This window comes from Pseudomonas putida (assembly GCF_022627325.1).
Taxonomy (GTDB): domain Bacteria; phylum Pseudomonadota; class Gammaproteobacteria; order Pseudomonadales; family Pseudomonadaceae; genus Aquipseudomonas; species Aquipseudomonas putida_X.
Window position 1 is genome coordinate 195,309 of sequence record NZ_JAETZZ010000008.1, and the last position, 11,399, is coordinate 206,707.

9 protein-coding genes and 1 pseudogene are annotated in these 11,399 nt (G+C 57.6%); 3 read left to right on the forward strand and 7 right to left on the reverse strand.

The features are described 5' to 3' along the window. The first annotated feature begins 69 nt into the window (after window positions 1-69). Complete coding sequence (locus tag JNA92_RS14680; RefSeq protein WP_241805365.1) at window positions 70-990, forward strand: LysR family transcriptional regulator; 921 nt, start codon at window positions 70-72, stop codon at window positions 988-990. Between the two features lie 116 nt (window positions 991-1,106). On the opposite strand, the gene JNA92_RS14685 is transcribed toward JNA92_RS14680, so the two are convergent. Together JNA92_RS14685 and JNA92_RS14690 are read right to left on the reverse strand one after the other, a co-directional pair. Further along, the gene (locus JNA92_RS14685) at window positions 1,107-1,301 is read right to left on the reverse strand and encodes a hypothetical protein (RefSeq protein WP_196996614.1); all 195 of its coding nucleotides are present in this window, start codon (window positions 1,299-1,301) and stop codon (window positions 1,107-1,109) included. A gap of 194 nt (window positions 1,302-1,495) precedes the next feature. Continuing rightward, entirely contained in the window at window positions 1,496-1,756 is a 261-nt protein-coding gene (locus tag JNA92_RS14690) for a hypothetical protein (protein WP_241805366.1), read from the reverse strand. A gap of 320 nt (window positions 1,757-2,076) precedes the next feature. Between JNA92_RS14690 and JNA92_RS14695 the strand changes: the two genes are divergently transcribed. Continuing rightward, window positions 2,077-2,262, forward strand: coding sequence for a hypothetical protein (locus tag JNA92_RS14695; protein WP_241805367.1), 186 nt, complete (start codon window positions 2,077-2,079; stop codon window positions 2,260-2,262). Window positions 2,263-2,421: 159 nt separating this feature from the next. Here JNA92_RS14695 and arfB read toward each other — a convergent pair whose 3' ends face one another. The 5 genes and pseudogenes from arfB to vasI form a co-directional block, all read right to left on the reverse strand. Next, the gene (gene arfB / locus JNA92_RS14700; protein WP_241805368.1) at window positions 2,422-2,835 is read right to left on the reverse strand and encodes an alternative ribosome rescue aminoacyl-tRNA hydrolase ArfB; all 414 of its coding nucleotides are present in this window, start codon (window positions 2,833-2,835) and stop codon (window positions 2,422-2,424) included. 1,213 nt (window positions 2,836-4,048) lie between these two features. After that, window positions 4,049-4,828, reverse strand: a complete 780-nt coding sequence (locus JNA92_RS14705; protein WP_241805369.1) for a hypothetical protein — start codon at window positions 4,826-4,828, stop codon at window positions 4,049-4,051. 36 nt (window positions 4,829-4,864) lie between these two features. Continuing rightward, complete coding sequence (tssM, locus tag JNA92_RS14710; RefSeq protein ID WP_241805370.1) at window positions 4,865-8,470, reverse strand: type VI secretion system membrane subunit TssM; 3,606 nt, start codon at window positions 8,468-8,470, stop codon at window positions 4,865-4,867. Beyond that, window positions 8,467-9,935 (reverse strand): annotated as a pseudogene (gene tssA / locus JNA92_RS14715) (type VI secretion system protein TssA). Before tssA ends, tssM begins: the two are co-directional and overlap by 4 nt. Beyond that, a complete protein-coding gene (vasI, locus tag JNA92_RS14720) occupies window positions 9,923-10,585 on the reverse strand; it encodes a type VI secretion system-associated protein VasI (protein WP_431312463.1) in 663 nt (220 codons plus the stop codon). Before vasI ends, tssA begins: the two are co-directional and overlap by 13 nt. A gap of 302 nt (window positions 10,586-10,887) precedes the next feature. Here vasI and tssB point away from each other — a divergent pair, with 302 nt between their 5' ends. Next, on the forward strand, window positions 10,888-11,391 hold the full coding sequence (gene tssB, locus JNA92_RS14725) for a type VI secretion system contractile sheath small subunit (protein ID WP_241805372.1): 504 nt from the start codon (window positions 10,888-10,890) through the stop codon (window positions 11,389-11,391). The last annotated feature ends 8 nt before the right edge of the window (window positions 11,392-11,399 follow it).

Below are 11,399 nucleotides of genomic sequence, written 5' to 3' on the forward strand. Positions count from 1 at the left end.
CAAGGCTAATCAAAACGGCGCGCCTGTGTTGAAATGCCATATTGCGAAAACTGCAACCAGGAGACACCCATGGCATTGGACATGCTGCGCGAAATCCAGGCGTTCGTCAGCGTCGCGCACAAACGCAGCTTCGTCGCCGCTGCGCGCGCCCTGGGCCGCTCGCCCAGCGCCGTTACACGGGCGGTGCAGGCCCTGGAAGACAACACAGGGTGCAAGTTGCTCAACCGCAACGCCAACGCGGTGACCCTGACCGATGCCGGCGAGCGACTACTCCCTCATGCCGAGCGCTTGCTTGATGTGCAACGTGATGCCACGGATGAATTGGCCGCACTCAGTGGCAGCGCCCAAGGCTGGATCCGCTTCGGCGTGCCGCAACTGCTTGGCGAACACGTGCTGCCGGCTGTGCTGGCGGCGTTTTCCCAGCGCCACCCACAGGTAACGCTGGACGTGCACTACCGTGACGAGGCGCTCGACCCATTGCTGGGCAAGCTTGATTTCGTGGTGCGCGGCGCGTTTCCACAATCAAGCGAGCTGATCGGTTATCCACTGTGGCGCTACCAGCGCCATCTGTATGCCAGCCCGGACTACCTGGCGCGCCATGGCATGCCCAAGCGGCCAGAGGATCTGGCTGACCATTCGCTGATCCTGCATACCGCCCCGCGCATTCTCAAGGCCTGGCACTTTTCCCGCGACGGCCGAATTACCAGCCTGCGCCCCCATCCAAGGCTGCGACTGAGCTCAGGCGATGCGGTCTATCACAGTACGCTGGCCGGTGCCGGCATTGCCCGCCTGGCCGACTGGGTGGGCGAAGCACAAGTCAGCGCCGGCCGTTTGGTACGTGTTTGCGCTGATTACCGGCTGACATCCAGTACCGGCCAAGACCCGCAAATGCACGCCGTGTATCCTGCCGGCGAGTTGCCAGCGCGGGTCCGTGAGCTGCTGCTGGCACTGCGCGAGGCAGGCAATGGGGGCAGCCGGCAGGCACGCTGACATCTGTTCAAAATCTGCTCAATTCAACAGAAGCCGCAAACGGCTTGGCTTACAGCATTTTATCCACAGACCTACCCACGTTTTTTGTGGACAGATTTCCCCGCGTAAAGAAGGACTTATCGCACGCGCAGTAGTGCTGCATTCGCCGCCTTGACCAGTTCGATCCACTCAACCGCACTGATCACGCCAGATTGTTCCAGCGCATCGGCACTGCGCAACGCCTGGTCGTATTCGTTTTCTTCGAGAATACCTGCGGCCAGGAAACGGCTACGCCACTCCAGCAGCGCTGAAGGGTCCTTCTTGCATTCCATCTATCTATCGACTCCAAGGTAAAAGGCCGGCCCACTGCCGCGACTCATTATGACGCGAGCGGGAGAGTACACGAGGCCTTTTCACTTGAGAATGACTTGCAGCTACCGCCAGTCTAACGGTATACCAAGGACCACTGGCGTGACGGCACGACGCGGGCCCGCGCGAGAAAATAGCCGGGCCGCAGGGAACGGTGTCAGCCGGGGGGGATGGTGCCCAGCAGGCCTATCAAAAGGGTCAGCAGCAGAAAACCACCCAGAAACAGCGCGAGCTTGCCCATCAGAACCTCTTCAATGTGATAGCGGGAATGAAGGCATTGTCGGCGCAGAGCTGATATGGATACAGAGTCAGGTCGGATGAAAAAAAGCGTATCAGATGCGCTCGCGGTCACCGCGACGCAGATACGCGCCCGGTCGACCGTGATCGCCAAGGTGGCAGTGGGTTCGTAGGCGTTCACAAGAGCGAGTTCGACCTGCCCGCCCCCGCACAATTGCAACTTTAAGTTTCAGCGCATGACTGGCCAGCCTGCCAACACCATCGTGCCTACTTGAACGGCTTGGTCATCGCCGGCTCAGCAATTACGGGCATCCGCCGCACGTCTGATCTACACGAATAGAAACAGCCCCTCGTTAATTTGTAGGAAGTTTTCCCCTCGGCTGTAGGCCGCATCTTGCTGCTGAGTATGTGCTGTATGAAACCTCAGTTTCCGTTGCGATATCGAACTGCTAGGGTCCATTTTTCCTACAACGGCACGGAAGCCTTCAGCATGAGGGAAACATGGACCAGTTCAATACTTCTGGCCTGGGTCTGCAAAAATGCCTGCTCGCATTACGCAAGGAGCGGGATCTTCTGAAAGCACAGGGCAAAGATGAGGAGGCGCAACGGCTTACACGTAAAATCGCGGGGATGGAGGCGACGCTGGCAGGGATGCCCCTGGAGATGAGGCCGGTGACACTGCAGTAGCGTACCTGTCCGTTTGCCAATGATCGCTCGTCACCACTGCGGGCTGGATATCGAGCGCCGCCCGCGCGGCGCTCGATACTTGAGTGGGTGGCGGACAGCTTCGGCCGCGTGGCCATCGACCCCTAGCTTTTGGCGCAGATGGCGCTGGAGACCCCAGCACTAAAAATCCACTTTGCCCCGCCCCGCCTTGACATTGCTCCGCCTGGCTTTGCCTTCCAGGCGACGGGTCTTCGAACCAAGGGTCGGCTTGGTGGGACGGCGTTTCTTCTCGGTCTTGCCGGCATTGATGATCAACTCGGCAAGGCGCGCCAGTGCGTCAGCACGGTTCTGCTCCTGTGTGCGGTACTGCTGCCCTTTGATGATCAACACCCCCTCGCTGGTGATGCGGCTGTCACGCAGCGCCAGCAACCGTTCTTTGTAGAACTCGGGTAACGAAGAGGCCGGGATGTCAAAGCGCAGGTGCACGGCGCTGGATACCTTGTTGACATTCTGCCCACCCGCGCCCTGCGCGCGGATGTAAGTCAGTTCGATTTCGGCATCCGGTATCTGTACGTTGTTGGAGATGGTCAGCATGATCAGGCCCTTGCAATTGCCCCCGATTATCGCAGGGTTCTCGCGAGAAGAAATGAGTGAATAGTCCTTCTGCATCATCTCCCCTGTCACACTCGGATTAACGAATGCCGGCGGGGCATGAGGACTGTGGGGGCGACATTGAATTTTCGTTGCCTGGAACAGCTAGGATCCACCGCCAGCAACCCGTCGCTGGCCAAGCGGTCCACCAATGTCGCTTCCTCACGCACATAGTCGGCCACCTCGTTCTATGGGGAACGAACACACCACCTATAGACAGGGGCCAGCGGCTCGTAGCGTCATTCCAATACAGCGGGTACACCACCACTCCACCTTGTGCCTCTTCCAGGAACCGCTCAGTGTCGGGTAGCAAGCCGGCCAGATCAGGCTCCAGAGTGACGCATAAAGCGATTCGCTTCGTTGAACGGTGGCACCCCTGGCGTAGGCACAAAAATTCAGCGCCTACTCGCTCTTCCGTTTGCATGAACTCCCTCTTTATAAACCTGCCTGCGTGCTAGCCCCCAGCTTGGGCGACTGTTGCAATAGCCCTCGTGGCAACTGGAAAACTTTATGAAGTGAAGTACCTCGGCCAACCTTATTGAATAAAAGTAATATCGCTCCGGCTTGAGACTGATTAACCAGCCTCGCCGCTAAGCACGGTGATAGCGCAAAGCAACTGATCGGCAATTTCAGGCATAAGAAAGAAGACCCTGAATTTTTTGCTCAGCGATAATCACAGTACAAAAGCTGCAACCGTTTTCAACAGAACCACGGTGCGCACAATACGTATTGTCCATCGACCGCGCCTACCTGCAAATTGAATGTTCCCAACCCTTATAATCATCATAGTCAATCACGATAACTTCTTTTTCAGGTTTCAGACAAAAGCGCCTGGAAAAACCAGAAACCGAGCTGTATGGATCTGAATAGCGAGCATTTATAAATACTTCGTAGACGGCCCCAGCGCTTAGCGCTTCTGCATCTTTTTCGCTGATCGCATCATTAGGGAGAACCCCATAACTCAGGCACTCCGAACTAAGCGCCGACTATTTTGTGCTGAAGTTTTTGAAGGCTCCAGGCTCAATCAATATGGGTAATTATTCCGACTCGTTATGGTTGTGCGAGGATGTTCTTGGTGAATTTATTAATGATCCGCGATTGGCGATTCATTTGCCGTAGTTCGGTTATTTGCTCGTCCATTTTTTTGATGGCATGTCTAAGTGACGTGCGTGTCTGGATACCCAAGTTGATGCTGCCATACATGTGTCATTTCGTGGATAAACCACCACTTAAGCCTAGTCCTTTCGATCGAGAAGTCTTCTTTGAAGTCCGCAGGATGAAAATATATATGACCATTAGGCGCGATGGCCATTTCCTTGGGATGAAATGCAAAATATTTGTTATTATAGACCCTTACAGACCCATAATTTATTGAGTCCCTGAATAGCAGTCTGGCGAGCCCAACTTCACCTTCGGTCAATGGTCTATAGCCTTTCTCGACCGTGACATGTTTCTCAGATTGCCCAAATCCTTCTTTAGATGTATGGACACCATTCAAATCCACCGAAAGCAAAACTTCTTCTGTATGTCCATCGCCGCAACATGGACTAAGATCCTCTACAAATATCTCAATTTTTTCAAAACCGATAGGTTCTGAACTCTTAATTCTCTCCGTGCATCCTGCATCATCGGTACAGCCGGAAACGATACGCCCATCCGCCAGTGTAATTATGTATTTACTACCGGCAGGCAGCATTTCACCCTCAGAGGTCAGCCTGATTTTTTCATCAAACAGCCTACACTGACACATCCAGCCCAAACCGTGCCGATCAAGTATCTCGCACCCGCTAATAGCTCCATTAAAATCTGCACCTACAATAGATTGGCCACTACTGGTTTGGAAGGACAGCTTGTCAAACTCAGTTCCAAACGACTGCTTGAATTTATTAATCACATCGAAATATGTAGCGCAGTGACTACCACGTTGTTCACTCATCTAGTATCCCCTCTGATCAACGAGAGCCTTTGGTTCTCACATGGAAACGTCATGCGCCTGTGCCATCTTCGGTATCTGCTGCAACAACCCACGAGGTAACCGAAAACCTTTGAACGGTTCCTGAGTAATGGGGTTGAATGCTTTTTCAGCGTTGAGCCTGTAGCGCATCACGCCATCGCCGGCCCTGAAGCTCAGGTCCACGCTGGCCGCCGTGCGTCCATTGAGCGAGCCACGGCTGAGCAAGCGGAACATCGACCAGGGGCCACGGTATTCAAGGCTGCTGCTGTTGCCGTTCTGCCTCAGCAAGGTCAGGTTGCTGCGCACCTGCTGCCCCAGGGTGTTAGGCCAGACGATGCCGGTGATTTGGCTCGGGCCATGGGTGTAGGCAATCAGTTGGCCGTCCAGGTCCAGCAAACTTGTACGCTGATTGGCACTCAGGCCCAACGGCTCGATGCTGAACTGCACGCTCAGGTTGCCGCGCTGATCGAAGAAGGTCTCACGGATACGGTCTGCCCGTTCCAGCTGTTCGATCACATCGCTACGGATCAGTGAATTCCCCTGATGGCCCGCTTGCAGGCTTTCGAGGTTTTCCTGCAGGAAGACCTTCAGGTATTGATCATGGAATCGCTGAAGCCGACCCTTCGGGCCAAAGAATGCCTCGAAGTCGTCCAAGGAGGCATCGGGCGCCCGCACCACGAAGGGGTAGCGCCCGGCCAGGCGCTGCTGGAAGAAGCTATAGACCTCAGCGTCCCAGCGCCGCTCCAACTCACGCAGGGCTTCGACATTCAGCACTCGCGCCGTTTGATCGGCGACCTTCCGGACCTGATGGTTGATGGGTTCCGGCAAGCCAGTAGCCACCCGCTGCAGGGTGCCTATCGGGTCCTGCCCCGTCATCGAGAATCGCTGATGCACGGCCTGCAGCGCCGCCTTGCCTCTGTCAGGGCTATCCTGCACCGACTTGGCATAGTCGTGCACGGCCGCGATCGCACCGAGGGTCTCATCGTAATAGCTGGGTTTCTCACCGGCTGCTTGCAGCATGGCACCCAGCCCAGCAAAGGCCCGTTGAATAGCCAATGCCTGTTGCTGCTCAGGTTTGCTATTTGCAGGCAGCAACGCTTCGGCTTGCGCAAGAGACTCTGCGCCCACGGCCGATGAAAGCGACGTATTGTCCTTCACAGCATCCAATAGCCGATGCAGGGGCGCCGCAGGCCCGGTCAGTTGCTGCAGGATCGCGACCCCATGATCCAGATCACGGAAGTCAGCCACCGCGAAGGCATTCAAGGCACGCCGCCAGCTGTCAATGAAATCGGCGCTGTACAAGTTACGCAGCCGTTCGCCTAGCGCCTCCCGGTCGGCATCCGAGTAATCAAGCTGACCGCGCTCACCCAGCGCCCACTGGTCGATCATCGCCATTTCCGCAAACCGCTGACTACGGGGTTCGAAGTACTCTTTGAAGCCTTTGGCGGTGAGCATGGGTGCTATCAGTACCCCCTCACCCTGCCCGGCGCGAGACGACAGCTGATACACCACATCGAACGCTGGCCCCACCTGATGACGCAGATCCAAGCCAACATGCAGCTGTTCCCCAGCCTGCTGTTTCAGGCTCGCATAGACTCGCTCTGGCAGGGGAATCTGGCGCAGCGTCTGCTGCACCTCGGCAATGCGCTGGCTGTACTGCGGCAGATCGGTATCGGCATAGGCCAAGGCATAGTTGAGGTGCCGCATCAGGTCGCGTTGCAGTTGCCCCTGGCCGGGATACTTCTGTTGCCACTGATGGGCGAACCAGTCCTCGACCCATTCGGGCCGGCGGTTCTGGCGGTCCTCCAGCATTCGATAAACACGAAGAGCAGCCATTTGCTGTTCACTGCCAGGTGGTGCAGCGTCCATTGCATCGATCACGCCACTTGCCAGGGCGGGCAAGAAACGCTTGGAAAGCAACGCCAGGTAGGCCTCATCGACGCGGGGGCCGATGGCGCGCCCCTGGTACAAACCAAGATCGGAAATACCCGGCCACGCATCACGGTAGTTGCCAAACACCGACACGGCATCGCGAATCTGGTCCAGGGGCTCCAACAGGTTGCGCCCGGAGGGGTCCAGACGCTGGTCCACTTGGTGATGGCTGTACTCACTGCTCTTGGCAAGCACGTTGGCGGCCTTGGCGCCATTGATGTCAAAGTAGCGCTGCCAACTGGCGATGGCGACGCAGAAGGCAAGCCCGCCTACTGCAGAACCCACCCACAGCAACCGCCGTTTGCTGCGTGCCACTTTGATGTTGTCTCCGGCAAGCCCGGCTTCCTGGTAGATGACACGCCGGAAGGCATGCTGAATGAAATAGACCAGCGCCGGCCCCTGCGACTTGCCCTCACGCAGCGGAAAGTCGGTGTTGTAGGGCTGCGCCGCCTCACGCACGAACGCGTTGAGCATGTCGCCCTGCTGCACGACCGAGGACCAGTAAACACCGCGTACCAGAGCCGGGGTGGTGAAGCGGTCACTCGCGAGGGCTTCTTTCAAGAAGCCAAGCAGTATCGGACGCAACCCGATCAGCTGCCCATGCAGTGTGAACAGACGCGAGCGCTGTGCTGCACCGTTCAGGACGTCCAGCCGTTCGACCACCTGTTCGAACAGATCGTTGATCAACCGACGGTAGTGTTCACCATATTCCTCCAGCCAATCGTCGAACGTGCCGGCAGCCTCCAGCTTGAACGTGAAGCCCAGCATTTTTTCCCGTGTGGCGGCAGGCAGCGCGGCGTATAGCTGGTCAAAACCGTCCAGCAGGTCGAATTTGGTCAGCACCACATACACTGGCAGGCGCGATCCCAACTGATTGCTTACCTCATACAACCGCGCGCGCAAGACATGCGCCAGTGCAACACGGTGCTCAGGTGCCCCCTGCAGCAGAGCAGGCAGGTCGACAACCAGCAAGAGGCCGTTGAGGGCTCTTTGGCTTCGGTTACGCACCAGCCAGCCCAACAGGTGTTCCCACAACCTGGCCGAGGTTGCAGGGGGTGGGTTCGATGTTTTCGATGCTTCGGACAACCCCGCCAACGCCCCCTGACGAATGAAGGCGCCCGGAGGGTCGATGATCACGGCGTCGTCACTGACCCACCAGCCTATCGGGTGTGCCAGTGCTTGCGCCTGTCGGCCCCGAGCTTGTGCTTTGTCGATACGGGTCAGGGAAAAGCTTTGTTCAGTACGGTCGATAAAACTGGTCTTGCCGGCCTGTTCGTCACCCACCACCAGATACCAGGGCAGCCGATACAACGCACGTCGGCCACCGGCGTTGTCCAGATAACGCGCCAGCCCTTGGTCTAATGCCTTTTCTTGTGCCTGAACGAAGGGCAATACATCGTCCAGCTCAGCGGCCACCGCCTGCTGGCGCTGCGCCTGCAGGCGGCGCGAACGCCCGTGCAAGACCACCAGCCAGCAGAGCAGCGGCACCAACACAAGCGTCAGGCTAGCCAGCGCGCGATGCGCCACGCTCGCCAGCGGCTGCTGCTCGCGCCAGGTCCATTGCGGGCCGAGCCACCAGATCGCAGCCAGTAGCAAGACGGCGCCCAGCCCAAGCAGCAGCGGCATGGCCAGGCCGACACCCGTCAGCAGCGGCAGGCCCCAACGTTTAAGATGCTTCCACACTCGACTCATCGTGACTCCCGTTTCTTGTTGCAATCAGCCCGCGAGGGATGGTGGATGCATACTGCTGAAGGCGTTGAAACACCTCAGGCTCCCAGGCGCTGGCGGAGGTTTCCTGCATCGTTCGAGCAACGCCTGCGCACAAATCCTGGGCCAGCCAGGACACACCCCGGGCAGCCAACAGATCAGCCGCGATCACGGTGGTATGGCAGCGCTCACGCAAACTACGGAAGTCCGCCTGCATTCCCTGCAGCCTGAGCAATACCGCTTCAACGCCGCTAGTTTCCAGCTGGCAGGCCAGTTCCTCTCGAAGCGTTGCGAATTCCTGAGAAGCCGCGCCCGAATCGGACTGCCCTTGTGCACCCCGGAGCCACGCCAGACATTGGTCGTCGACAAATACCCTGCCGTCGCTGAAGCACAGCTGCTGCAGCGCAGGTATGCGCTGCACGAACCGCGCACTCGCTGCGCGGATAGCCTCAGCCACCTCGCTCATCGCCAGGCGCGTGGCAGCGCTCGCTGCGAGAAAACTGCCACGTATCCAGTAGGGACTGGCCGTCACGCTCTTTTCGATCCGCTGGAGGATGGCCACGTCAACTGCAGTGCCGGCGATGGCATCTTCATAGTCCCCGGCGATCTCCTGCGGCACCGCCATCAGCTCAGTGCGATGGCCGTGCCTGGTTTCAGGCGCCGTCTGGATGTGGGCCCACAAGCCGAAACGACGCAACTGGTAGCCAGCAGGATCGTAGGGGTCCTGCTGGTTGATCAGCTCCGCCATGGTGAGCATGGCTCTTCGTGATTCACGCTCGTTGGCGAACGACACACGGGACATTGGCGTGGCGATGACCTCGGCCAACGACGCAGACTTGCTGCCTTTTGCAGGGGGCTTTTCCGTGGGGGCCTCAGTGAGCCCGTTAGCAAGCTCCATGTGCTTGCGTAGTAACCGATCCAGCTCGCTCAGGGCCGCTTCTTCGAGCTGCGCTGCATCGCGCTGCTGTTGCAGCCTTTGCAGTGCGCCCTGAGCCGCCGCCGCGTGCGCGGGGCTGAAGGTCAAGCGATCCAGGCGCGGTAATGCCTCGGCCAAGCGGATCAGTGTCAGGGCAACCAGCTTACGCTTACCGAGAAACCCTTTAGGGCCCGGTTTAGGATGTGCACTTTCCCAATAGGCTTCGACCATGCCGGCCAACAAGGCCAGGGTAAAACCCCAGTGCTCCCAGCATCGGCTACGTAGCCAAGCGACACTCAGGTGCGCGACGATGCGATAGTGCTTGCACGCTTGGCCCAAGTACTGGCGGGACGCTTCTTCGATGAATGCCCAATCGATGGAAGGCTCCTGCAGCCCACCCAGCTTGACCATCTCCTGGTCAATGGCCTGGTAGGTTTCGTCCTCCACGTCGAACAGGCCGGCAGGGTTCTGTGCGTCGATGGGGGCAAGCAGCCGGGCAATGTTCTGTGCGGTGACCTCTGCTACCAGCGACATGCTTTGCGCGCCTCATCGATGAGTGGGTCCAGCCCATGGGCATCGAAAAGCAGCCCGTCAACGGCCGGGCTATCGCTCTGGACCTGAATGCGATAGGCCTTTATCAGCTTTTTGATCTGCTCGATGGCCGGCAAGCCTCTGCCAGCGTCAAGCACCTGGCCGTTTTCCGTCACTTGCCAGAGGGTAGGGACAGTTGAACCCCGCTCGCCCTGCAACTGCACGTTCACCCGACTGGCCTCGATGGGTTGTGCTGTAACCAGTTGCAACCTGGAAATGTTTTGCACGCAGCTGATGACCAGGTAGGTATGCGGAGCGACCGAAGCAATCGCCGGCGCCGAGATCATCAGCCCATCATCTTCAGCCTTGAGGCGAAACGTCAGGTCCTCTGGGGGCCGCCCCACCTCGTTGGTCAACACACGACGCAACGTGGGCGAGTCTTGCTCCGGCGCGGACCATTGCACAGGCACAAGATGAGCAGGCGTTCCGGCCGATCTATCGAAACAGGCCAAACGCTCCAAATTGGAAACGATGCGCCGACAATCCTGATCGGAATACACGGACATCGATAGAAAGCTGAGCACCAGTGCAAGACTTACTATGTAAGAATTTTTACCAGCCATCGCAAGTAACTCCCTTTCAACAACACACACTCCTTGATCACCATCGAATCCAAATAACCATCAGGCACTTCAGAATCCGGAAATCGACAACAGCCTAGCTGATAAAATTCCTGTGCGACAAACAAATATTTTTTAACACTTTTGCACTCGACCAAACATGCAAACCAAGCGCATGTTTTTTTGGGCAACCCATACAGCCCGCCAGCTTGTTTAAAACCGTTGTTTTTTGTTTATACCGCAGACCAACATCAGGGAAATTTCCTACAAAACATACTGACGCACACCACATAACTTTTACGCACGCCCACAATTAAAAAGGGAGATATTCGGCGATGGCAAAAGCCACAGGGTCAGTTGCACCTAAAGAACGCATCAACATCAAATACGTACCCGCTACTGGCGATGAACAGGCCGAAGTAGAGCTGCCGCATAAGATGCTGGTGCTTGGTGATTTCGGGTTGAAAGATGCCCGCGCCTTGGAGGACCGCTCGGTCATGCGCATCGATAAACACTCCTTCAACAATGTGTTGAACGATGCCGATGTCAACCTGGTGATGTCCGTGCCGTCCGTGCTCAGCACGGCCCCCGACGCAGAGCTCGCGGTCAGCCTGCGGTTCAAGTCCATCAACGATTTCGGGCCCGACAGCATCGCGCGACAGGTACCGGAGCTGAACAAGCTGCTGGAGCTTCGCGAAGCGTTGGTCGCCCTGAAAGGCCCCCTGGGCAACGTGCCCACGTTCCGCAAGCAACTGCAGCACCTGCTGAATGACGAGCAAGCGCGCAAACAACTGGCCCAGGAACTGGACTTGGTGCTTGAAGCGCCGAAAGAAGACTGAGACAACGG